Below are 21,262 nucleotides of genomic sequence, written 5' to 3' on the forward strand. Positions count from 1 at the left end.
TAGGTCAGCTGCCGTGCTCGACCGGGGCGGCCACGCCGGCGGTACCGGGCTTGTCGGCGGGAGCCTTCGGCTTGGCGTCCACGCCCGCCTCGGCGCGCTGCTGCGGCGTGATCGGCGTGGGGGCGCCGGTCAGCGGGTCGTAGCCGCCGCGCGTCTTCGGGAACGCGATCACCTCGCGGATCGAGTCGGCCCCGGACAGCAGCATGCAGACGCGGTCCCAGCCGAACGCGATGCCGGCGTGCGGCGGCGGCCCGTACTTGAAGGCCTCCAGCAGGAAGCCGAACTTGTCGCCCGCCTCCTCCGGCGTGATGCCGAGCAGGTCGAAGACGCGGCGCTGCACGTCGGCCCGGTGGATACGGACCGAGCCGCCGCCGATCTCGTTGCCGTTGCACACGATGTCGTACGCGTACGCCAGCGCGCGGTCGGGCGCCTCCTCGAAGCTCGCCTCCCAGGACGAGTTCGGCGAGGTGAACGGGTGGTGCACCGCGGTCCAGCCACCCTCGTCCGTCCGCTCGAACATCGGCGCGTCGACCACCCAGCAGAACGCCCACGCGTCCTCGTCGACGAGCCCGGAGCGGCGGGCGATCTCGACGCGCGCGGCACCGAGCAGCTCCTGCGCCTCGCGGCGGTCGGTGGCGGCGGCGAAGAAGATCGCGTCGCCGGGCTTGGCGCCGACCGCGTCGGCAAGGCCGGCGAGGTGGGCCTCGCTCAGGTTTTTGGCGACCGGGCCGCGGGCCTCGCCGGTCTCGGCGTCGAGCACCACGTACGCCAAACCGCGAGCGCCCCGCGCCTTGGCCCAGTCCTGCCAGCCGTCGAGCTCCTTGCGGGTCTGCGCGGCGCCGCCGGGCATGACCACGGCGCCCACGTACCCACCGGCGTCGATCGCACCGGCGAACACCCGGAACTGCGTGCCCCGCAGGTAGTCGGTCAGCTCGGTCAGCTCCACGCCGTAGCGGAGGTCGGGCTTGTCCGAGCCGTACCGCGCCATCGCGTCGTGCCAGGTGATCCGCGGGATCGGGCCGGTGATCTCGTGGCCGGCCAGCTCGCGCCACAGCGCCCCGACGATCGCCTCGCCCAGGTCGATCACGTCGTCCTGGGTCACGAACGACATCTCGATGTCCAGCTGCGTGAACTCCGGCTGCCGGTCGGCCCGGAAGTCCTCGTCGCGGTAGCAGCGGGCGATCTGGTAGTACCGCTCCATCCCGCCGACCATCAGCAGCTGCTTGAAGAGCTGGGGCGACTGGGGCAGCGCGTACCACGTGCCGGGCTGCAGCCGCACCGGCACCAGGAAGTCGCGGGCGCCCTCGGGCGTCGAGCGGGTCAGCGTCGGCGTCTCGATCTCGACGAACTCGCGGTCGTGCAGCACCGTGCGCGCGATCTGGTTGGCCCGCGAGCGCAGCCGGATCGCCCGCGCCGGCCCGCTGCGGCGCAGGTCGAGGTAGCGGTACTTGAGGCGGATGTCATCGCCCGCGTCGACGTGGTCGTCGACCGGCAGCGGCAGCGGCGCCGCCTCGGAGAGGATCTCGAGCACCGCGACGTTGACCTCGATCTCGCCGGTGGGCAGCTCGGGGTTGTCGTTGCCCTCCGGGCGGCGCTCGACCGCGCCGGTCACCTTGACGCAGTACTCGTTGCGCAGCGCGTGCGCGAGCTCCATCTCCTCGCGGAACACCACCTGCACCACGCCCGACGCGTCGCGCAGGTCGACGAAGATGACACCCCCGTGGTCGCGCCGGCGGGCCACCCAGCCGGCGAGCGTCACCGTCGTGCCGGCGTCTGCGGCGCGCAGGCTCCCGGCGTCATGGGTACGGATCACGGGTACATCTCCTTCGCAATGGGTATCCGCGGACATTCTGTCAGGGATACCCGGAGTGACCCGAGGCCACCCGCCCGTCAGCGCGGGATGTTCCACGCGGTGAGCTCGACGACCACCGCGTTGTCGGACCGGACGCCGGTGATCTCGATCCGCGCCAGGCGCCACGGGGCGCCGCTGCTCTGGGCGGCGGTGAACGAGGTGAGCACGCAGAGGACCACGCCCTGCCGGGGTGGCACCCTCGCCTCCTGGGGAAGCGGCGCGGTGCGGATCTTCTCGTGGCAGTCGATGGGGCTCATGCCCTCCACGCCGTCCGCGCTGGCCTGCACTCCGTCACCCATCGTGAAGTACCGCTGGGCGTTGTAGTCGGCGTGGAGGGACAGGTCGGCGTCCTGGCTCGGCGCCTGCGCCCGCGGCTCGTCGACGTCGAGCGACATCGCGCTGTCCGTGGTCGCGAGAAGGATGAGGTTCTCCTTCTCGTACTTGACGTCGTAGTCGGTCCGCTCGTTGAGCTCCGGCGGCTCGGACGAGGTCGGGTCGACGATCGGCGGTGCCTCGGTCGTCGGCGGGGGCGCGTCGCCGGCCGCGCGGGTGCTGGTCCGGGTGTCCGGGGCGGGCTCGACGCCGCCGGCGCCGGTGGCGGCCGCGTTCTTGGCGTCGTTGGCCCGCCCGACGGCGCTCACCGCCACGCCCAGCGACACGAGCGCGATGAACACGGCGACAGCGGAGATCACGATGGGCAGGAGGCCCTTCCACCCACCACCGCCGCCGCCCGGCGTCGCGCGCGGCGGCACCGGACCGCCCGGCGGGAAAGGCCCCGGAGGCGGCGGGGACGCGGGCCCCGGAACGCCCGGGGCGGGGGCGGGCTCGATGCGGTCACGATGCCTCCTCCTCGGGCTCGACGGAGCGTTAGCATACGCCAGAGCCGCCACAATGGACGCGCCCGTAGATCCACAGTGGAAGATCAGGAATGCCCTTGAAGATCGGCAATAGCGAGTCCGCGATGCTCAAGCTGACCATCGTCGGTACCGTCGTCGCCGTGCTCGGGCTGCTCCTGCTTCGCGGCCTGGCAGTTTCCCACGTCGGGCGACGGGACGCCGGACCGCGCCACCGCGACGACGGGCGGCGGGTCGGGCCAGACCGGCACCGCGGCGACGACCCCGCCCGGGCCCGGCCCTGCCGCCGAGCCGGTCACCTACATCGACTCGCTCAGCCCGCTCACCGGCGCGGGCAACCTGGTGCCGACGCGAGGGCGGCCCACCGCGGTCGCCGGCGCCGGATATCCGCATCCGGTGGTGATCGACTGCCCCACGAACCAGTCGGACGACAAGGTCCGCGAGGTGACGTACGAGCTGCGCGGCAGGTACCGCACGCTGTCCGCGACCGTGCGCCCCCACTATGAGGAGTACCCCGACTCGGTCACGTACGTGACGGCCGTCGGCGGCTTCCCGCAGCGCGACGGCGTGCTGAGCCGGCGGGAGGTGGGGCGGCAGCAGTTCGCGACGATGGCGAGTCCGCAGGCGCTCACCGCCGAGGTGCACGGCGCCGCCGAGGTCACGATCCAGATCCGGTGCGAGTCGCCCGACGGCGTCGTGGTCCTGGAGAGCGCGCGGCTCACGCGGGGCTGAGGAGTTCCGTGCGTAACATGTCCGCAACGCAAGGGTGGCACGATCTCTACGCCCTGTAGCCGCCCGGAGGTGTGTCCCTTGTTCCTGACCCGGCACGAGCAGGACCGGCTGCTGATCCACGTCGCGGCCGACGTGGCGTGGCGGCGGCGCGAGCGCGGCCTGCGGCTCAACCACCCCGAGGCGACCGCGGTGATCACCGCGTTCCTGCTGGAGGCGGCGCGGGACGGGCGCACGGTCGGCGAGCTCATGGAGGCCGGGCGGCAGGTGCTCACCCGCGAGGACGTGCTCGACGGCGTGCCGGAGATGCTGGCGGAGGTGCAGGTGGAGGCGACGTTTCCGGACGGCACCAAGCTGGTCACCGTCCACGAGCCGATCCCATGACCGGCATCGTCCCGGGCGAGGTCATTCCGGGCGACGGTGATGTGGAGATCAACGTCGGGCGGCCGGTGCTGACCCTCGCCGTGACCAACACCGGCGACCGCCCGGTCCAGGTCGGCTCGCACTACCACTTCGCCGAGGCCAACCCGGCACTCGACTTCGACCGCGCGGCCGCGCGCGGGCACCGGCTCGCGGTACCGGCCGGGACCAGCGTGCGCTTCGAGCCGGGCATCCCGCGCGACGTCGACCTGGTGCCACTGGGCGGCAACCGGATCGTGCCCGGCCTCCGCGGCGAGGTCGGAGGACCCCTTTGAACAGGCAGCGGTACATCTCCCTCTACGGGCCGACGGCCGGGGACCGCATCCGGCTCGCGGACACCAACCTGCTCATCGAGGTCGAGGAGGACCGCTGCGCGGGCGGCGACGAGGCGGTCTTCGGCGGCGGCAAGGTGATCCGCGAGTCGATGGGCCAGTCGCGGGCGACCCGCGCGGAGGGCACCCCGGACACCGTGATCACCGGCGCGGTGGTGCTCGACCACTGGGGCGTGGTGAAGGCGGACGTCGGCATCCGCGACGGGCGGATCGTCGCGCTGGGCAAGGCGGGCAACCCGGACACGATGGACGGCGTACACCCCGACCTGGTCATCGGGCCGGGCACCGAGGTGATCGCCGGCAACGGCAAGATCCTCACGGCCGGCGCGATCGACTCGCACGTCCACTTCATCTGCCCGCAGATCCTCGAAGAGGCGCTGGCCAGCGGCATCACCACGGTGATCGGCGGCGGCACCGGCCCGGCCGAGGGCACCAAGGCCACCACCGTCACGCCGAACGCGTGGCACCTGGCCCGCATGTTCGAGGCGATCGACCCGTGGCCGGTCAACGTGATGCTGCTCGGCAAGGGCAACACGGTCAGCGCCGAGTCGATGTGGGAGCAGCTGCGGGCCGGCGCGGGCGGCTTCAAGCTGCATGAGGACTGGGGCACCACGCCGGCCGCGATCGACGCCTGCCTCACCGTCGCCGACGCCGCCGGCGTGCAGGTCAACATCCACACCGACACGCTGAACGAGGCCGGCTTCGTCGAGGACACCCTCCTCGCGATCGGCGGGCGGTCGATCCACGCGTACCACACCGAGGGTGCGGGCGGCGGCCACGCGCCGGACATCATCACCGTCGCCTCCCACCCGAACGTGCTGCCGTCCTCGACCAACCCCACCCGGCCGTACACGCGCAACACGCTCGACGAGCACCTCGACATGCTGATGGTCTGCCACCACCTGAACCCGTCGGTGCCGGAAGACCTCGCGTTCGCGGAGAGCCGCATCCGGCCGAGCACGATGGCGGCCGAGGACGTTCTGCACGACCTCGGTGCGATCTCCATGATCGGCTCGGACTCGCAGGCGATGGGGCGGGTCGGCGAGGTGGTGCTCCGCACGTGGCAGACCGCGCACGTGATGAAGGACCGTCGCGGCGCGCTGCCCGGCGACGGCGCGGCCGACAACCAGCGGGCCCGCCGCTACGTGGCCAAGTACACGATCTGCCCCGCCGTCGCGCACGGCATCGAGGGCGACGTGGGCTCGGTCGAGGCGGGCAAGCTGGCCGACCTGGTGCTGTGGGACCCGGCGTTCTTCGGCGTGCGGCCGCACCTGGTGATCAAGGGCGGCATGATCGCGTGGGCGCAGATGGGCGACGCGAACGCCTCGATCCCCACACCCCAGCCGGTCCTGCCCCGCCCGATGTTCGGCGCGTACGGCGCGGTGCCCGCCGCCACGAGCCTCGCGTTCGTGGCGCCGGCCGCGATCGAGGACGGGCTGGCCGAGCGGCTCGCGGTGGCGCGGCGGCTGGCGCCGGTCGCCGGGGTACGCGCCCGCGGCAAGGCCGACCTCCCGCTCAACGACGCCACCCCGCGCATCGAGGTGGAGCCGGACACGTTCACGGTGCGGATCGACGGCGAGGTGGTCGAGCCGCGGCCGGTGACCGAGCTGCCGATGGCCCAGCGCTACTTCCTCTTCTGACGGCGACGATGTCCACCACTCTGCTCCTGCTCGCCGACGGCCGGTTTCCGGCCGGCGGCCACGCGCACTCCGGCGGCCTGGAGGCGGCGGTCACCGCCGGCCGGGTACGCGACCTCGACGACCTCGACGCCTTCCTGCGCGGCCGGCTGGCGACGGCCGGCGTGGTGGCCGCGGCGTTCGCGGCGGCCGCGTGCGGGGGCGGCGACGTGCACACGCTCGAAGGCGAGCTCGACGCGCGCACCCCCTCCCCCGCGCTGCGCAGAGCGTCGCGGGCGCAGGGGCGGGCGCTGCTGCGCGCCGGCCGTACACTGTGGACTCTCTCCACAGTGGAGCGCGAGCTGCACCACCCGGTCGCGCTCGGCGTGGTGGCCGCCGCCGCGGGGCTGACGCCGCGCGAGGCCGCGCTCACCGCGGCGTACGGCACGGTGACCGGCCCGGCCAGCGCGGCCGTGCGGCTGCTGGGGCTGGACCCGTACGCGACGCACGCGCTCGTCGCCCGCCTCGCCGCTGACTGCGACGCCGTCGCCGCGCGAGCGGCCACAGTGGACGACCTGCCCGCCTGTTCCGCGCCGTTGCTGGACGTCATGGCCGAAGCACACGCCACCTGGGAGGTGCGTCTCTTTGCCAGCTGAGACCGAACACACGCATCCGCACCCGCACGGGGACCCGCACGCGCCGCGAGCGGCAGGCGGGCGGGCGCTGCGGATCGGCATCGGCGGCCCGGTCGGCTCCGGCAAGACCGCCCTCGTCGCCGCGCTGTGCCGCACGCTCGCCGCCGACGTGCGGCTCGCGGTGGTGACAAACGACATCTACACGACCGAGGACGCCGACTTCCTGCTCCGCAACGGGGTGCTGCCGGCCGACCGGATCCGCGCGGTGGAGACCGGCTGCTGCCCGCACACCGCGATCCGCGACGACATCTCCGCCAACCTCGACGCCTGCGAGGACCTGGAGGCCGACCTCGGCCCGCTCGACCTCGTGCTCGTGGAGAGCGGCGGCGACAACCTGACCGCCACGTTCAGCAAGGGCCTCGTCGACCGGCAGATCTTCGTGGTCGACGTGGCCGGCGGCGACAAGGTGCCGCGCAAGGGCGGGCCCGGCGTCACCACCGCCGACCTGCTGGTCGTCAACAAGACCGACCTCGCCCCGCTGGTCGGCGCCGACCTGTCCGTCATGGCCCGGGACGCCGGCGCCCGCCGCGGCGCCCTGCCGACCGTGTTCCTCTCCCTTGTGGAGGATCCGGCCGCCACACCGGTCGCCGACTGGGTGCGCGGCCTCCTCAAGGGATGAAAGCCACCGCCCGGATCACCGCGGTCGCGGAGGCCGGGCGCACGCGGCTGGTCACCCTCAGGTCGCAAACCCCGCTTCTGGTACGCAGGACGGGGTACCGCCTCGCGGACGGTGAAGCCGAGGTGCACCTTGTCGGCGGGGCGGCCGGCCCGCTGGGCGGTGACCGGCTGCGCATCGAGGTGACCGTCGAGCGCGGCGCGCGGCTGTGCGTGCGCAGCGTCGCGGCCTCGCTCGCCCTCCCCGGCCCGCCCGGCGCACAGTCCATCCTGGACATCCACGCGCGGGTGGCCGCCGGCGGCGCGCTGCGCTGGCTGCCCGAGCCGCTCATCGCGGCAAAGGGCTGCGACCACGTGTCCAGGTCCCTTGTGGAGCTGGACGGCGACGCCCGCCTCACCTGGCGGGAGGAGGTCGTGTGCGGTCGCCACGGCGAGGAGCCCGGCGACGCGCGGCTGGAGAGCGCGGTGCGCCGCGACGGCCGTACCCTCATGCGCCAGGAACTCGCAGTCGGACCGCGCGCCCCCGGCTGGGCCGGCCCTTCGGTGCTGGGCGGCGGCCGCGCCACCGGCACCCTGCTGATAGTGGATCCTCTGTGGACGGACAAGCCGCCGGAAGCGGCGGTCCTCGGGCCCGGCGCGGCGCTGATGCCGCTCGCCGGCGGTCCCGCCGCGCTCGCCACCGCGGTCGGTGGTGACCTGCGCGAGGTGCGCGCGGCGCTCGACAAGGCGTTCCCGCAAGCCGCCACAGACATAGACAAGTATTGATTGAACGCGCTACGATCTCCTGGCCGTGGGGACCAGCCTCTACAGGAGCTCTTCGTATGAACCCTGCACGCATCCCAGACCTCGTCACCTCGCTGTTCCGCATCGTGCTCGGGCTGCTGTTCGCCCTGCACGGCGCCTCGTCGCTGTTCGGCGTCTTCGGCGGCAACCGCGGCTCGGGCGAGGCGATCGCCGTCGGCACCTGGCCCGGGTGGTACGCGGCGGTGATCCAGCTCGCCGGCGGCCTGCTGGTGCTGTCCGGCCTCGCCACCCGCGTCTCCGCCCTCGTCTGCTCCGGCTCGATGGCGTACGCGTACTTCACGGTCCACCAGCCCGACGGCCTCCTGCCGATGAACAACGGCGGCGAGCGCGCCGCCCTGTTCTGCTGGTGCTTCCTGCTGATCGCGGCGCTCGGCCCGGGCCGGTGGTCGGTCGACCACATGCTGACCCGGCGGCGCGCGTCCGTGCCCGAGCCGGCGGTCGCCTCGTGAGGGCCCGGCGCGTCCTCGGCGCGCTCGCGCTGGCCGGCGCGCTGAGCCTGGCCGGCGCGCAGGGCGCGGCGGCGGGCGCGGACGGCGTGACCGAGTTCGAGATCTACACGGTCAACGGCGTCAAGACGCTCACCTGCGCCCCCGACGGCGGCACCCACCCCCACGCCAAGGCAGCCTGCGCCGAGATCGACGCGGCACGCGGCAACATCGCCGCCGTGCCCCGCCTGCCCGGCTACGGCTGCCTGGACGAGTGGGACCCCGTGCTGATCGGCGTGACCGGCACGTGGCGCGGCCAGGAGGTGCTGTTCAGCTCGTTCGAGTCGAACAAGGGCTGCGCGGCCATCCGCCACGGCCACATCTTCTGGTACTGACGATCTTTAAAGACACACAGTCGCAACAAACGGGCAAAGCACGGGCAACGGGCGGCGGTTCTACTGCGTCTGACTCACCACCGGTGAGGCGCGCCTAGGGTTCCGCCGCTCGTTCGCGCGGGCGGGGCTGGACCGAGAGACGCAGGCGCGCGTGTCGCGACGTCGCGGTGCGCGCGTTCCACGGCGGGACAAAAGCCCGGGAGACAGCCAAGTCCTGGCTGTGCCGTCCCAGCCAGGCCCCTCTCCCGGAGGTGCCCGTGGCCCACATCCACGACAACTACGGTCCCGAAGCGCGCTACGCCGTGGAGCGCGAGGCCGAACTGCCCACCACCAAGTGGGACGAGGAGGTCGCCCGCGGCCTCGAGCTCGGCCTCCCCGGCGCGGACTCCATCGTGGACCGCCGCATCCCCACGTTCAGCCGCGGCGAGCTGCCCCACTTCGCCGGCATCAACACGTTCCTCAAGGCGCCGTACCTGGAGGACGTGCGCCGCTGCGGCGAGTACGACGTGGCGGTGCTCGGCGCGCCCTTCGACGGCGGCACCACCTACCGGTCCGGCACCCGCTTCGGCCCGCAGGGCATCCGCAAGATCTCCGCACTCTACGGCCCGTACTCGTTCGAGCTCGGCGTCGACCTCCGCGAGTCGATCACGATCGCCGACCTGGGCGACGTCTTCACGATCCCGGCGAACATCGAGAAGACGTTCGACCAGATCTCCAAGGCGGTCGGCCACGTGTACGCCTCGGGCGCCTTCCCGGTCGTGCTGGGCGGCGACCACTCGATCGGCTACCCCACCGTGCGCGGCGTGGCCGAGCACCTCGACGGCAACCTCGGGATCATCCACTTCGACCGCCACGTCGACACCCAGGAAACCGACCTCGACGAGCGGATGCACACCACACCGTGGTTCCACGCCACCGACATCCCGAACGTGCCGCCGAAAAACCTCGTGCAGATCGGCATCGGCGGGTGGCAGGCGCCCCGCCCGGGGTCAAGGTCGGGCGCGAGCGCGGCACGACGATCATGACCGTCACCGACTGCGTCGAGATGGGCATCGAGGCGGCCGCCGCCAGGGCCCTGGAGGTGGCCTGGGACGGCGCCGACGCGGTGTGGCTCTCGTTCGACGTCGACTGCCTCGACGCCGCGTTCGTACCCGGAACCGGATGGCCCGAGCCCGGCGGCTTCCTCCCCCGCGAGGTGCTCAAGTTCATCCAGCTCATCGCCGAGCGGCCGCTCGCCGGCATCGAGGTCGTGGAGTGCTCGCCGCCCTACGACAACGCCGAGATCACCTCGCTCATCGCCACCCGGGTCATCTGCGACACGCTCGGCTGCCTCGTGCGCGCCGGTCACCTTCCCTTGAGAAGCGCGTAACTCGTTAGGAGCATGCAATGAGAAGAGTTCTCGCCGCCGCCGCGGCGTTCGTGTTGCTGTCCGCCGCCGCCTGCTCCGAGGGCGGCGACGACGCCGAGGCGGGCGCGCCCACCACCGTCCGGCTCGGGTTCAGCGCGTGGCCCGGCTGGTTTCCCTGGCAGGTCGCGCAGGAGCAGGGCCTGTTCGCCAAGAACGGCGTGACCGTCGACCTGAAGTACTTCGACAGCTACACCGACAGCCTCACCGCCCTGTCCACCGGAAACCTGGACGCCAACAGCCAGACGCTGAACGACACGCTCTCCTCCGTGAGCGGCGGAGCCAAGCAGACGATCGTGCTGGTCAACGACAACTCGACCGGCAACGACCAGATCATCGCCCGCGCCGGCATCGACACCGTGGCCGACCTCAAGGGCCGTACGGTGGCGGTCGAGCAGGGCACGGTCGACCACTATCTGCTGCTGCTCGCCCTGCGCAAGGCCGGACTGTCCGAAGGGGACATCACGGTGAAGGCGCTGCTGACCGACGCGGCCGCGGCGGCGTTCGTGGCCGGGCAGGTCGACGCGGTGGGCGCGTTCGCCCCGTTCACCACCACGGCGCTCGGGCTCGCCGGCAGCAAGGCGATCGCCACCTCCGCCGACTTCCCCGGCGCGATCCCGGACCACCTCGTCTTCGACGCCGACTTCGTCAAGGACCACCCGAAGGAGGTGCAGGCCATGGTGGACACCTGGTTCGACACGATCGCCTGGATCGCGGCCAACAAGGACGCGGCCATCGCCATCATGGCCAAGAAGGGCGGCGTCAGCGACGCCGACTACAAGACCTACGACGCCGGTACCACGATCTTCACGCACGAGCAGAACCTCGCCGCGTTCACGCCCGGCCAGAGCGCCGCCAACCTCGACTTCCAGGCCCGGTCCATCGCCACGTTCCTGGTCGACGCCAAGCTCGTGGACGAGGAGCCGCCGCTCGACGGTCTCTTCGACCCGACGTTCGTCAAAGCGGCGACGCCATGAGCGAGCGGGCCGGCACGGCGGCCTCCCTCGCGGCGGAGCCCTCGGCCGTGCCCGAACCCGCGCCGCCGCGCTCCCTCCCGCGCCGCCGCCCGGCCCGCGGTGGCGGGCTGTGGGCCATCCGAACGCCACCGTCCCGCCCCGCCCGCTGGACCCTGACCGTGGTGTCGGTGGCGGTACCGGTGGTCGGCTGGCAGGTGCTGAGCATGGTGATCGACGGACGGCCGGACTACCTGCCCGGTCCGGTCGACGCGGTGGCGGCGGGCATCGAGATGGCCCGCTCGGGGCAGCTCGCCACCGACGCCTGGGCGACCGTCGCCCGGGTGCTGCAGGGCTTCGGGCTGGCCGTGCTCGTGTCGGTGCCGCTCGGCATCCTCATGGGCAGCTTCCCCGCCGGTCAGGCCCTGCTGGAACCGCTCGTGGGGCTGCTGCGCTACCTGCCGGCGAGCGCGTTCATCCCGCTGCTGATCATCTGGCTGGGCCTGGGCGAGCCGTCGAAGGTGGCCCTGCTGTTCCTCGCCGCGTTCTTCTTCAACACGCTGATGACCGCCGACGCGGTACGGCAGGTGCCGCTCGGCCTCATCGACGTGTCGTACACGCTGGGCGCGCGCCGGGGCGAGGTGCTCCGCAAGGTGATCGTCCCGTACGCCCTGCCCGGCATGATCGACTCGGTCCGGGTGAATGCGGCGGCCTCCTGGAGCTTCGTCGTGGTCGCGGAGCTGATCGCGTCCGAGTCGGGGCTCGGCTACCGGATCGTGCGGGCGCAGCGGTTCAACCAGATCGACCGGATCTTCGCGGTACTCGTCGTCATCGCCCTGATCGGCCTCACGATCGACCTCCTCCTCCGGCTCACCCGCGACCGGGTCGGGCGGTGGGTCTGATGCTGGATCTCGTCTCCCTGGGCAAGCACTTCCCCCGGCGTGGCGGCGCCGTGCAGGCCCTGGAAGCCATCGACCTGTCCGTCCCGGCCGGGCAGTTCGTCTGCGTGGTCGGCGCCAGCGGCTCGGGCAAGTCCACGCTGCTGTCGCTGATCGCCGGGCTGGCCGCGCCCACCGCCGGCGAGGTACGCCTCGACGGCGCGCCGGTCACCGGCCCGGGACCGGATCGGGGGCTGGTCTTCCAGCAGGGCTGGGTCTACCCGTGGCGGACGGTGGAGCGCAACGTCGCGTTCGGCCTCGAGCTGCTGCCCCTGCCCCGGGCCGAGCGCGAGCGGCGCGTGGCCTGGTACCTGGCCGAGACCGGGCTCACCGCCCTGCGCCACGCCCTGCCCAAGCAGCTCTCCGGCGGCCAGCGCCAGCGGGTGGCGATCGCCCGGGCGCTGGCCTGTGAGCCGGACGTGCTGCTGCTGGACGAGCCGTTCGGAGCGCTCGACGTGCAGACAAAGGAGGACATGCAGCTGCTCATCCGGCGGGTGTGGCAGGACACCGGTACGACCGTGCTGATGGTCACCCACGACGTGGAGGAGGCCATCTTCCTGGGCCAACGGGTGATCGTGCTCGCCAGCGACCCGGGGCGGGTGGCGGCGGATCTGCCCGTCAAGCTTCCCGCCGAACGGGAACTGTCGGTAAAACGACTGCCCGACTTTCTCGCGATGCGGGCGCAGGTGGAGGACCTCGTCCGCGCTTACCACCGGCGCCACCAGCAAAAACGGGCCATCTGAACGGCGGTAATCGGAGCATCGGCCGATGGGTCCCCGTACGGATCTGGGATGGCTCGCCTCCCTAACAGGTGCTGAAGTGTTCATGCTGCGGTAGCACGGGAGGATCAGGCGTGGCGTCGTCGGGGCACGTCGTTGGGGGACGGTACCGGCTCGACTCGGTGCTGGGCTCCGGTGGAATGGGAGTGGTGTGGCGCGCGTTCGATGAGCGCCTCGCCCGATGGGTGGCGGTCAAAGAGCTTCGCCTCACCCAGCCCATGACTCCGGAGGAGCGTGAAGAGGTCAAATATCGGGCGATGGTGGAGGCGCTGAGCGCCGGCCGCCTCGTCCATCCGAACGTGGTCGCGATCTACGACGCGGTGGATGACGCCGACCAGCCGTGGGTGGTGATGCGGCTGGTCGAAGGGCGCTCGCTGCGCGAGGTCGTGGCGCAGGATGGCCCCTCGACCCGGTCGCCGCCGCCAAGCTCGGGCTGGGGTTGCTGGACGCGCTGGACGCGGCCCACGGGGCCGGTGTGGTGCACCGGGACGTCAAGCCGTCAAACGTGCTGATCGCCGGCGGCCGCCCGCTGCTCACCGACTTCTCCATCGCCACGGTGGCCGGCGCGCCGGTCCCGCTGCGCGGTGCGACGGTCATGGGCAGCCCGGGGTACGTGGCGCCGGAGCGGCTGCACGGCGAGGAGGGCGGGGTCCCGGCCGACCTGTTCGGGCTGGGTGCGACGCTGTTCTACGCGGTGGAGGGCTACGGCCCGTTCGCCCGGGACGACGCGATGGCCTGCCTGATCGCCACGGTCTGCGACCCGCACCCCCGCCCGGTGCGGGGGATGGCGCTCGCCGCGGTGATCGACGGCCTGCTGGCCAAGGACGTGGCGGACCGCATGGACTCGGCCGCCGTCCGCGACGCACTGATCGCGGCGGCCCGGCCGAAGACCCGCACGGTGTACCGGGTGCCGCTCACGTCCCGCCGCGCGTACACCGGCCACCGCAGCGTGGCCGTGCTGCCCACGGCCGCCGTGACGGCCCCTCCGGACCCGGCCGCTCCCCCGGCGGCGCCGGGCGGTCGCACCACCCGCCCGCCCCGCAGGCGGCGGGTCACCGTCCTCACCGCGGGAGCCGCGCTGCTGGTGCCCGTGGTGGCCACCTTCGCCAGCGCGGCCGGCGGGCCGAACAGCGCGGGCCTCGCCGGGCGCGCCGACGCCGCCGTGCGGCCCGCACCCCTGGTGTCGACCCCTCGGCCGGCCCACCCGGCGGGGCGCGGGCGCTGGGCATCCCGGGCGTCCTGCTGTCACCCTCGGGAAACCTGTACACCCCGTACAGCACGGACGGCCCCGACCCCGCCGGCGGCGTGATCACCGACCCGGTCTCCGGCACCACCCGGCCGGGCGTGGTGACAAAGCCCGGCACCGGGCCGGGCAGCGAGCCCAGCGGCGGTGGCGGCGGCGAGACCGGGGGCACCACGGCTCCGCCGGCGCCCGCGGTGACCGGCCTGACGGTGGCCGTGACGGTCGACCCGACCGCCTGCACGTACTCGGCCTCGGCCCTGGTCACCGTCTCCGCCGCGACCACCGTCACCTACCGGGTGACCTGGTCGGACGGCGGGGGCGGGACGTCGAGCGCCGAGTTCACCGGCGCGGGCGGGGGCACGCTCAGCACGCCGTCGTCCGTCTCGCACGGCGCCGGCCCGGTGTGGGTACAGGTGGACGTCCTGACCCCGACGGCGGTCAGCCAGCGCGGCAGCGGCGAGCTGCCCGCGTCCTGCTCACCGACCACCCCGTCCCCGGAGCCCGAACCGTCGCCGATGACCTCCCCGTCATCGCCCAACCCGGCCCCGGGCGCCGACCAGAACAACCCGGCCAGCGAGCCGACGCTCAGCCAGCCGCCGCAGGGGCCGGCCAGCACGACCCCGTAACCGCTTCTCGCGCGGGCGGGCCTGCCGGCCCGCCCGCCTGCCCTGCCGTCACCGCCGGCGGGCACCCTTTCCCGGCGCGGAGGCCACCTCGCGCGGCTTGAGGGCGTCGTGGCCGGACGCGCAGCGCATCACGGACTGCACCTCCTGCCCGCACTCGCGGTGGACGATCGCCACGGGCGGGCCCTCGGGATCGGCGAGGTAGCGGTTGCCCCACTCGGCGACGGCCGCGAGCACCGGATAGAGGTCGAAGCCCTTGTCCGTGAGCCGGTACTCGTCGCGCGGCCGGGCGCCCGGCTCGCGGTACGGCACGCGGCGCAGCACACCGTTGTCGACGAGCATCGCCAACCGGTTGGCAAGCACCTGCCGCGGGATGCCGGAGCGCTGGCGCATGTCGTCGAAGCGGCGGATGCCGGCGAAGATGTCGCGCAGCACGACGAACGTCCACCGCTCGCCGAGGATCGCCATCGCGCGGGCGATCGTGCAGTTTTCCACCGACCATTCCAGTGCTTGAGGTCTCACAACCGCGAGCCTAAGTCTCGTTGACAGACCCAGCAAACGGGTGGGAGTCTGCGTCCATGACACAGACTCAGGCCGTGCCCGGCGAGGAAGCCCTGCGCACGCGGAGCCGGACCTTCGAGTGGGCCGACCCCGCGGGCAACGCGGCGCTGATCGGCCAGCGCTCCGGCCTGGACCTGCTGCGCGCGATGATCGCGGGCGAGCTCCCGGTGCCCCCGGTGATGCAGCTGATCGGCGCCTCCCGCCTGGAAGCCGAAGAGGGCCGGGTGTCGGTGGAGATGACCGCGCAGGAGTTCCACTACAACCCGTTGGGCTCGGTCCACGGCGGCGTACTCTCCACGCTGCTGGACACCGCCGCCGGGTGCGCGGTCCACTCGACCCTCCCGGCCGGCGTCGGCTACACCACGCTGGACCTGAGCGTAAAGTTCCTCCGCCCGGTCACCACCGACTCCGGCCTCCTACGCTGCGAGGGCACCGTCCTGTCACGCGGCCGCCGCACCGCCCTGGCCGAGGCCCGCCTGACCGACGGCCGCGGCCGCCTCGCCGCACACGCCACGTCGAGCTGCCTCATCTTCGAGGTCCCGTAAGAGCCGCGGGCACGGCCGCGTAGCAGTTAGGGGCCGCCGCGCGGCCGTGCCCGCCCACCTCCACCGCCGCCCGGTCGGCACAGGCCAACAGGAGGCGCCCTTCGCGACCCGCGCGCGCCGGACGGCTTCCATGATCAGCACGGGCCGTCCAAGCGGCTGCATTACCCGATCGCCCTACCGGCGGCGCCTTTCGCCGTCCCCGTGACGACGGCCGATTAGCTCCCATGGTCGACGCGGTCTGTCCGAGCGGTTGCGCTACTTGGTCGCTCCCACGGGCATCCTTCACGGCCCGCGCGAAAGCGGCGGAAGGGGCCTCCACGGTCAGCGCGGGCCGTCTGAGCGGCTGCATTACCCGGTCGCCATACGGGGGCCGTCCTTTCTCCGCAGAGGCCAGCCCTCCGTGATCAGAGCAGTGGCCGGTTCGTGGGCGCATTGCTGCGCCCAGCTTGAGAGCCACTCCACGCCGAACCGCCTCCGAACCGCCGCCATGCGCACCGTGGTCCGGACCCCCGCGCCCGTGGCGGCCGGGGATCCCGACTCGCGGGTCGAGGCAAGGTCTGGCGGTGACAAAAGCCCGGGCCGCCCGCGGGCCCCGCACCGACCCACGGTCGCGCGAAGGTGGCTTGCGCACCGCGGAGGGTGAGGCCGCGGGAGCAACGGTCCGGACCACCACGGACATCGCGGTAGCTCGCTGTCTTCTCTCGAGTTAGACGGCCAGCGCCTGCCGCACGTCGCGCTCCGCCTCCTGGCCGCCGGAGCCGGATGAGGTGACGCGGCCCGATTCCAGGACGTAGTAGCGTTCGGCGGCCCGCAGTGCGAAGCCGACGTGCTGCTCCACCAGCAGCACTGACAGCCCGCCGCGGCGGGTGAGGGACAGGATCGTCTCCTGGATTTCGGCGACCACCGATGGCTGGATGCCCTCGGTCGGCTCGTCCAGGAGCAGGAGGCGGGGTGAGGTGATCAGCGCGCGGGCGATCGCCAGCTGCTGTCGCTGCCCGCCGGAGAGCAGGCCGGCGCGCCGGCTCATCAGGCCGCGCAGGGCGGGGAAGAGGTCCAGCGCGTCGGCCATCGCCGCCTTGGCGTTGGGGCGGGAGTCGGCGATCAGCTGGAGGTTTTCGGCGGTGGTGAGGTGGGGGAAGCACTGCTGGCCCTGCGGCACGTAGGCCATCCCGCGCGCGACCCGCTCGTGCGGCGCGAGCCGGGTCACGTCCTCGCCGGCGAAGAGTACGCGCCCGGACCTCGGCTTGAGCAGCCCGATCGCCGCGCGCAGGAGCGTGCTCTTGCCGGCGCCGTTGTGGCCCATCACCGCCGCTACGCCGTCGTCGGGCACGGACAGCGAGACGCCGTGCAGGACCAGGCTGCGGCCGTAGCCGGCCTGGACGCCGTCGATCTCCAGCATCACGACACCCCCAGGTACACCTGCTGCACGGCCGGGTCGGCCTGGACCTGCGCGACGGTCCCCTCGCTGAGCACCTTGCCGGCGTGCAGCACCGTCACCGTGTTGGCGAAGCTGCGCATGAAGTCCATGTCGTGCTCGATCACCACCACCGTGCGGTCGGCGCTCACCACCCGCAGCAGCTCGCCCGTGGCGTCGCGCTCGTCGTGGCTCATGCCGGCCACCGGCTCGTCGAGCAGCAGCAGCTTCACGTCCTGCACGAGCAGCATGCCGATCTCCAGCCACTGCTTCTGCCCGTGCGCGAGCGCTCCCGCGGGCTTGTCGCGCAGGTCGGCCAGGCCGATTGTCTCCAGCGCCGTCGAGACCGCTTCCGGCACCCCGCGCCGGCGGCGCGCGAGCGTCCAGAAGGAGCGGCCCGAGCCGGCCGCGATGTCGAGGTTCTGCAGCACGCTCAGCTCCTCGAACACCGTCGCCGTCTGGAACGTGCGCCCCACGCCCATCCGCGCGATCCGGTGCACCGGCCGGCCCAGCAGCTCGGTGTCGCCGAAGCGGGCCGAGCCGGTGGCCTTCACGAGCCCGGTCACGGCGTCGACGAGGGTGGTCTTGCCCGCGCCGTTGGGGCCGATGAGAAACCTGATGTCGCCCGGCGCCACCTCGAGGCTGACGCCGTCCACGGCCACAAACCCGTCGAACACCACCCGCAGGTCGCGCACCGAAAGCCCGCCGCTCATGCCGTCACCTGCTGTGGTGTGACCGTGGGCGCGGGCGAGACCGGAGCGGGATCGGGTGGCGGCCTTCGTCGCCGCCGGACCAGGCGCGCGACAGACGCCAGGCCGCCCGGCAGGAACGCCACGACCAGCACGAACAGCAGCCCTTGCAGGTACGTCCACGCGGCCGGGAACTCCTCGGACAGTGTGGTCTTCGCCCAGGCCACCGCGACCGCGCCGAGCACCGGCCCGAGCAGCGAGGCGCGACCGCCGACCGCGACGCCGATCACGAACTCGATCGACGGCACGATCCCGATCAGGGCGGGGTTGATGATGCCCACGGCCGGTACGAACAGCGCGCCGGCGAGGCCGGCCATGCCGGCGGCGGTCACGTACGCGACGAGCTTGACGTTGGCCGGGTTGTACCCGAGGAAGCGCACCCGCTCCTCGCTGTCCCGCACCGCCACGAGCAGCTCCCGTAGCGGGACCGCATCAGCTGCCGCGCGATGGCCAGCAGCAGGAGCAGCACGCCGGCGACGATGAAGTACACCATCCGCTGGTTGACCGGGTCGTCCAGGTCGTACCCGAAGAAGCCCTGGAAGTCGGTGAGCCCGTTCGTGCCGCCCGTCGTGCCCTGCTGTCCGATGAGGAGGATCGCCATCGCGGCGGCGAGGGCCTGGCTGAGGATCGCGAAGTACGCGCCGCGCACCCGCCGCCGGAAGACCAGCGAACCGAGCAGGAACGCCACGAGCATCGGCAGCAGCACAGTGGCCGGCAGCGCGAAGGCCGGGTTGGCGAACGGCCGCCACCACCACGGCAGGGAGTCGAGCTGCCCGTACAGCTGCATGAAGTCGGGCATCTGACCGGGACCGGCGTCCGCGAGCTTCATGTGCATGGCCATCGCGTAGCCGCCGAGCCCGAAGAACACGCCCTGGCCGAGCGTGAGCAGCCCGCCCCTCCCCCAGGCCAGCCCGATGCCGACGGCGACCATCGCCAGGCACAGGTACTTGGCGAGCAGGCTGAGCCGGAAGTCGGAGAGCGCGAAGGGTGCGACGGCGAAAAGGAGAACCGCGCCGAAGGCGAAGCCGGCGCCGGCGCGCCAGGAAAATCTCATGCCAAGCTCCGCGTACGCAACGTGAACAGCCCCTGCGGCCGCCACTGGAGGAAGGCCACGATCGCCACGAAGACACCGACCTTCGCGACGCTGACCGTGGTGGAGTACTCGACGAGCGACTGGAGCGTGCCGAGCGCGAACGCCACGATCACGCTGCCCTTGAGGTGCCCGATGCCGCCGGCCACCACGACGAGGAACGCGTCGATGATGACGTTGGTGCCCATCGTCGGCCCGATCGGTCCGAGCAGGGTGAGCGCGACACCGGCCACCCCGGCCAGCCCCGAGCCGATGAGGAAGGTGAGCCGGTCGACCCGCCCGGTCGGTATGCCCGAGACGGCGGCCAGGTCGCGGTTTTGCACCACCGCCCGGATCCGCCGGCCGAGCGAGCTGAAGCGCAGCACCAGCGTGAGCGCCACGACGGCCAGCAGCGCGAGCGTCAGGATGAAGAGGCGGTTGTTGCTGAGTACCAGATCGTCTGTGATCTTGATGTTTCCGGTGAGGAAGTCGGGCGCCCGCGTCTGCACGTTGGGCGCGCCGAAGATGTCCCGCGCGAGCTGCTGGAGGATCAGCGACACACCCCACGTGACGAGGAGGGTGTCCAGGGGCCGCGCGTAGAGCCGCCGGATGAGCAGGAACTCCAGCAGCACCCCCATCAGCCCGGCCACGGCGAACGCGAGCGGCAGCGCCACGAGCAGCGACAGGCCGGCGTCGGTGATCACGTTCTGGAGGACGTACACGGTGTAGGCGCCGGCCATGATGAACTCGCCGTGCGCCATGTTGATGACGCCCATCTGGCCGAACGTGAGCGACAGGCCGAGGGCGATGAGCAGCAGTACCGCGCCGATGCTGACGCCGGTGAAGAGCTGGCTGACGATGACGGTCATGGCGGACCTCCGCGGTGGGGGGTGCCCGCCCGAAGGCGGGCACCCGACGTCAGCTGAGGCCGGTGGCCCACGGGTAGCCCTTGAGGTACGGGTCCGGCTTGACGGGCTGGCCGGAGTTCCACACCTCGGTGATCAGGCCGTCGGAGCCGACCTTGCCGATGCGCGCGGTCTTGTAGATGTGCTGCGTCGCGCCGTCGATCGTGACGAGCCCCTCGGGCGCTTCGAACGTCACGCCGTCCGACGCGGCCTTGACCTTCTCCACCTCGAAGCCGCCGGCCTTCTCGACCATGGCCTTCCACAGGTAGACCGACACGTACGCGGCCTCCATCGGGTCGCTGGTCGGCTTGTCCTGCCCGTACTTGGCCTTGTACGCCTTCACGAACTTGTCGTTGGCCGCGCCGGGCGTGGTCTGGTAGTAGTTCCAGGCGGTGAGCTGGCCGTCGAGGTACTGCGTGCCGATGCTCTTGACCTCCTCCTCGGCGATCGACACGGAGACGACCGGCATCGACGTCGCGGTGAGCCCGGCCGACTTGTACTCCTTGAAGAAGGCGACGTTGCTGTCACCGTTCAACGTATTGAAGACGGCCGAAGCCTTGGACGCCTTCACCTTGTTGACGATCGTGCCGAACTCGGTCGAGCCGAGTGGCGCGTAGTCCTCGCCGAGGACGGTCATCCCGTTCGCCTGCGCATATGCCTTTATGATCTTGTTGGCGGTACGCGGGAAGACGTAGTCGCTGCCGACGAGGTAGACGGAGGTCTTTCCCTGCGACTTGAGGTACTCCAGGCCCGGCACGATCTGCTGGTTGGTGGTGGCGCCGGTGTAGAAGATGTACGGCGACTGCTCCAGCCCCTCGTACTGCACCGGGTAGAACAGCAGCGCCTTGTTCTCCTCGAAGACCGGCTTGACCGCCTTGCGGCTGGCCGAGGTCCAGCAGCCGAAGACCGCGGCGACCTTGTCCTCCTTGATGAGCTTCTCGGCCTTCTCGGCGAACGTGGGCCAGTCCGAGGCACCGTCCTCGCTGATCGGCTCGAGCTTCTTGCCGAGTACGCCGCCGGCCGCGTTGATCTCCTCCACCGCGAGCTTGATGGAGTCGCGCACGGTGACCTCGCTGATCGCCATCGTGCCGGACAGCGAGTTGAGCAGGCCGACCTTGACGGTGTCGCCGGAGGTGTCCGCGACCGCACCCGCCACCGAGTCGTTCTCACCCGTCTTGCTGCCGCACGCCGACAGCGCAACTACCGCCGCCAGCGGTATAAGGGCAGCCTTCCAGCGCCCACGAAAATCCAACATCGAAACCTCCGCACCAGGGGATTCGGCGCCACGACAGCGGGGGCCGGAATGCAGGTCAGCGTCTGCGAGTTTCGTTGCGGAGGCAT

General features: G+C 72.1%; 26 protein-coding genes, 1 pseudogene and 1 riboswitch. Of the genes and pseudogenes, 18 read left to right on the top strand and 9 right to left on the bottom strand.

The genetic code is table 11. The features are described 5' to 3' along the window. Window positions 1–4: 4 nt before the first annotated feature. The 3 genes from aspS to Phou_RS03920 all read right to left on the bottom strand — a co-directional run bounded on the left by aspS (window position 5) and on the right by Phou_RS03920 (window position 3,005). A complete protein-coding gene (gene aspS / locus Phou_RS03910; protein ID WP_173053605.1) occupies window positions 5–1,813 on the bottom strand; it encodes an aspartate--tRNA ligase in 1,809 nt (602 codons plus the stop codon). A 77-nt stretch (window positions 1,814–1,890) separates the two neighbouring features. Further along, window positions 1,891–2,604, bottom strand: coding sequence for a hypothetical protein (locus Phou_RS03915; RefSeq protein ID WP_173053607.1), 714 nt, complete (start codon window positions 2,602–2,604; stop codon window positions 1,891–1,893). Between the two features lie 170 nt (window positions 2,605–2,774). Next, a complete protein-coding gene (locus tag Phou_RS03920; protein ID WP_173053609.1) occupies window positions 2,775–3,005 on the bottom strand; it encodes a hypothetical protein in 231 nt (76 codons plus the stop codon). A gap of 97 nt (window positions 3,006–3,102) precedes the next feature. Here Phou_RS03920 and Phou_RS03925 point away from each other — a divergent pair, with 97 nt between their 5' ends. From Phou_RS03925 to Phou_RS04000, 17 genes are all read left to right on the top strand, one after another. Continuing rightward, complete coding sequence (locus tag Phou_RS03925) at window positions 3,103–3,438, top strand: hypothetical protein (RefSeq protein ID WP_173053611.1); 336 nt, start codon at window positions 3,103–3,105, stop codon at window positions 3,436–3,438. 78 nt (window positions 3,439–3,516) lie between these two features. Next, window positions 3,517–3,819: an urease subunit gamma gene (locus Phou_RS03930; RefSeq protein ID WP_173053613.1), complete on the top strand. Its 303-nt coding sequence runs from the start codon at window positions 3,517–3,519 to the stop codon at window positions 3,817–3,819. Further along, window positions 3,816–4,130: an urease subunit beta gene (locus tag Phou_RS03935; protein WP_173053615.1), complete on the top strand. Its 315-nt coding sequence runs from the start codon at window positions 3,816–3,818 to the stop codon at window positions 4,128–4,130. The genes Phou_RS03930 and Phou_RS03935 overlap by 4 nt, the downstream gene beginning before the upstream one ends. Continuing rightward, on the top strand, window positions 4,127–5,827 hold the full coding sequence (locus tag Phou_RS03940) for an urease subunit alpha (protein WP_173053617.1): 1,701 nt from the start codon (window positions 4,127–4,129) through the stop codon (window positions 5,825–5,827). The genes Phou_RS03935 and Phou_RS03940 overlap by 4 nt, the downstream gene beginning before the upstream one ends. A gap of 8 nt (window positions 5,828–5,835) precedes the next feature. Beyond that, window positions 5,836–6,459, top strand: a complete 624-nt coding sequence (locus tag Phou_RS03945; RefSeq protein WP_173053619.1) for an urease accessory protein UreF — start codon at window positions 5,836–5,838, stop codon at window positions 6,457–6,459. Continuing rightward, on the top strand, window positions 6,449–7,117 hold the full coding sequence (gene ureG / locus Phou_RS03950) for an urease accessory protein UreG (protein WP_173053621.1): 669 nt from the start codon (window positions 6,449–6,451) through the stop codon (window positions 7,115–7,117). Before Phou_RS03945 ends, ureG begins: the two co-directional genes overlap by 11 nt. Then, window positions 7,114–7,878, top strand: coding sequence for an urease accessory protein UreD (locus Phou_RS03955; protein WP_173053623.1), 765 nt, complete (start codon window positions 7,114–7,116; stop codon window positions 7,876–7,878). The genes ureG and Phou_RS03955 overlap by 4 nt, the downstream gene beginning before the upstream one ends. A 56-nt stretch (window positions 7,879–7,934) precedes the next feature. Continuing rightward, the gene (locus Phou_RS03960) at window positions 7,935–8,366 is read left to right on the top strand and encodes a DoxX family protein (protein ID WP_173053625.1); all 432 of its coding nucleotides are present in this window, start codon (window positions 7,935–7,937) and stop codon (window positions 8,364–8,366) included. Next, entirely contained in the window at window positions 8,363–8,737 is a 375-nt protein-coding gene (locus Phou_RS03965; RefSeq protein ID WP_173053627.1) for an SSI family serine proteinase inhibitor, read from the top strand. Before Phou_RS03960 ends, Phou_RS03965 begins: the two co-directional genes overlap by 4 nt. 83 nt (window positions 8,738–8,820) lie before the next feature. Then, window positions 8,821–8,942, top strand: a riboswitch (guanidine-I (ykkC/yxkD leader). Between the two features lie 52 nt (window positions 8,943–8,994). After that, window positions 8,995–9,762 carry an agmatinase family protein gene (locus tag Phou_RS54300; protein WP_218578699.1) on the top strand — a complete coding sequence of 256 codons (768 nt, stop codon included), beginning with the start codon at window positions 8,995–8,997 and terminating at the stop codon, window positions 9,760–9,762. Continuing rightward, the gene (locus tag Phou_RS54305) at window positions 9,759–10,106 is read left to right on the top strand and encodes an arginase family protein (protein WP_218578700.1); all 348 of its coding nucleotides are present in this window, start codon (window positions 9,759–9,761) and stop codon (window positions 10,104–10,106) included. The genes Phou_RS54300 and Phou_RS54305 overlap by 4 nt, the downstream gene beginning before the upstream one ends. A 17-nt stretch (window positions 10,107–10,123) precedes the next feature. After that, window positions 10,124–11,119 carry an ABC transporter substrate-binding protein gene (locus Phou_RS03975; RefSeq protein WP_173053629.1) on the top strand — a complete coding sequence of 332 codons (996 nt, stop codon included), beginning with the start codon at window positions 10,124–10,126 and terminating at the stop codon, window positions 11,117–11,119. Next, entirely contained in the window at window positions 11,116–11,997 is an 882-nt protein-coding gene (locus tag Phou_RS03980) for an ABC transporter permease (RefSeq protein ID WP_173053631.1), read from the top strand. Before Phou_RS03975 ends, Phou_RS03980 begins: the two co-directional genes overlap by 4 nt. Further along, complete coding sequence (locus Phou_RS03985) at window positions 11,997–12,776, top strand: ABC transporter ATP-binding protein (RefSeq protein ID WP_218578701.1); 780 nt, start codon at window positions 11,997–11,999, stop codon at window positions 12,774–12,776. Before Phou_RS03980 ends, Phou_RS03985 begins: the two co-directional genes overlap by 1 nt. A gap of 110 nt (window positions 12,777–12,886) precedes the next feature. Beyond that, window positions 12,887–13,324 (top strand): protein kinase domain-containing protein, encoded by a 438-nt coding sequence (locus Phou_RS54310; protein WP_281365001.1) that lies wholly within the window; start codon window positions 12,887–12,889, stop codon window positions 13,322–13,324. Next, window positions 13,288–14,121 (top strand): serine/threonine-protein kinase, encoded by an 834-nt coding sequence (locus tag Phou_RS03995; protein WP_281365057.1) that lies wholly within the window; start codon window positions 13,288–13,290, stop codon window positions 14,119–14,121. The genes Phou_RS54310 and Phou_RS03995 overlap by 37 nt, the downstream gene beginning before the upstream one ends. Next, window positions 14,118–14,681: a hypothetical protein gene (locus Phou_RS04000; RefSeq protein ID WP_173053637.1), complete on the top strand. Its 564-nt coding sequence runs from the start codon at window positions 14,118–14,120 to the stop codon at window positions 14,679–14,681. Before Phou_RS03995 ends, Phou_RS04000 begins: the two co-directional genes overlap by 4 nt. A 48-nt stretch (window positions 14,682–14,729) precedes the next feature. On the opposite strand, the gene Phou_RS04005 is transcribed toward Phou_RS04000, so the two are convergent. Continuing rightward, entirely contained in the window at window positions 14,730–15,200 is a 471-nt protein-coding gene (locus Phou_RS04005; protein WP_246273202.1) for a winged helix-turn-helix transcriptional regulator, read from the bottom strand. Window positions 15,201–15,256: 56 nt separating this feature from the next. Between Phou_RS04005 and Phou_RS04010 the strand changes: the two genes are divergently transcribed. Beyond that, the gene (locus Phou_RS04010) at window positions 15,257–15,784 is read left to right on the top strand and encodes a PaaI family thioesterase (RefSeq protein WP_173053639.1); all 528 of its coding nucleotides are present in this window, start codon (window positions 15,257–15,259) and stop codon (window positions 15,782–15,784) included. 706 nt (window positions 15,785–16,490) lie between these two features. On the opposite strand, the gene urtE is transcribed toward Phou_RS04010, so the two are convergent. The 5 genes and pseudogenes from urtE to urtA all read right to left on the bottom strand — a co-directional run bounded on the left by urtE (window position 16,491) and on the right by urtA (window position 21,176). Then, window positions 16,491–17,183: an urea ABC transporter ATP-binding subunit UrtE gene (gene urtE, locus Phou_RS04015; protein ID WP_173053641.1), complete on the bottom strand. Its 693-nt coding sequence runs from the start codon at window positions 17,181–17,183 to the stop codon at window positions 16,491–16,493. Then, window positions 17,183–17,911: an urea ABC transporter ATP-binding protein UrtD gene (gene urtD / locus Phou_RS04020; protein ID WP_173053643.1), complete on the bottom strand. Its 729-nt coding sequence runs from the start codon at window positions 17,909–17,911 to the stop codon at window positions 17,183–17,185. Before urtD ends, urtE begins: the two co-directional genes overlap by 1 nt. Further along, window positions 17,908–19,001: pseudogene (gene urtC / locus Phou_RS04025) on the bottom strand (urea ABC transporter permease subunit UrtC). The gene urtD and the pseudogene urtC overlap by 4 nt, the downstream one beginning before the upstream one ends. After that, complete coding sequence (gene urtB / locus Phou_RS04030; RefSeq protein ID WP_173053645.1) at window positions 18,998–19,885, bottom strand: urea ABC transporter permease subunit UrtB; 888 nt, start codon at window positions 19,883–19,885, stop codon at window positions 18,998–19,000. The pseudogene urtC and the gene urtB overlap by 4 nt, the downstream one beginning before the upstream one ends. Before the next feature lie 49 nt (window positions 19,886–19,934). Continuing rightward, window positions 19,935–21,176, bottom strand: a complete 1,242-nt coding sequence (gene urtA, locus Phou_RS04035) for an urea ABC transporter substrate-binding protein (protein WP_173053647.1) — start codon at window positions 21,174–21,176, stop codon at window positions 19,935–19,937. Between the last annotated feature and the right edge of the window lie 86 nt (window positions 21,177–21,262).

It is taken from the genome of Phytohabitans houttuyneae (genome assembly GCF_011764425.1).
In the GTDB taxonomy this organism is placed as follows: Bacteria; Actinomycetota; Actinomycetes; order Mycobacteriales; family Micromonosporaceae; genus Phytohabitans; species Phytohabitans houttuyneae.

What these genes read in the sequence shown, in the direction of transcription:
- Phou_RS03955 (WP_173053623.1), top strand. Translation starts at nt 7,114, where the DNA reads ATGAAAGCCACCGCCCGGATCACCGCGGTCGCGGAGGCCGGGCGCACG.
- Phou_RS03935 (WP_173053615.1), top strand. Translation starts at nt 3,816, where the DNA reads ATGACCGGCATCGTCCCGGGCGAGGTCATTCCGGGCGACGGTGATGTG.
- urtB (WP_173053645.1), bottom strand. Translation starts at nt 19,885, where the DNA reads ATGACCGTCATCGTCAGCCAGCTCTTCACCGGCGTCAGCATCGGCGCG.
- urtA (WP_173053647.1), bottom strand. Translation starts at nt 21,176, where the DNA reads ATGTTGGATTTTCGTGGGCGCTGGAAGGCTGCCCTTATACCGCTGGCG.
- Phou_RS54305 (WP_218578700.1), top strand. Translation starts at nt 9,759, where the DNA reads ATGACCGTCACCGACTGCGTCGAGATGGGCATCGAGGCGGCCGCCGCC.
- Phou_RS03980 (WP_173053631.1), top strand. Translation starts at nt 11,116, where the DNA reads ATGAGCGAGCGGGCCGGCACGGCGGCCTCCCTCGCGGCGGAGCCCTCG.
- Phou_RS03960 (WP_173053625.1), top strand. Translation starts at nt 7,935, where the DNA reads ATGAACCCTGCACGCATCCCAGACCTCGTCACCTCGCTGTTCCGCATC.
- urtE (WP_173053641.1), bottom strand. Translation starts at nt 17,183, where the DNA reads ATGCTGGAGATCGACGGCGTCCAGGCCGGCTACGGCCGCAGCCTGGTC.
- Phou_RS03985 (WP_218578701.1), top strand. Translation starts at nt 11,997, where the DNA reads ATGCTGGATCTCGTCTCCCTGGGCAAGCACTTCCCCCGGCGTGGCGGC.
- Phou_RS03945 (WP_173053619.1), top strand. Translation starts at nt 5,836, where the DNA reads ATGTCCACCACTCTGCTCCTGCTCGCCGACGGCCGGTTTCCGGCCGGC.
- urtD (WP_173053643.1), bottom strand. Translation starts at nt 17,911, where the DNA reads ATGAGCGGCGGGCTTTCGGTGCGCGACCTGCGGGTGGTGTTCGACGGG.
- Phou_RS03975 (WP_173053629.1), top strand. Translation starts at nt 10,124, where the DNA reads ATGAGAAGAGTTCTCGCCGCCGCCGCGGCGTTCGTGTTGCTGTCCGCC.
- Phou_RS04010 (WP_173053639.1), top strand. Translation starts at nt 15,257, where the DNA reads ATGACACAGACTCAGGCCGTGCCCGGCGAGGAAGCCCTGCGCACGCGG.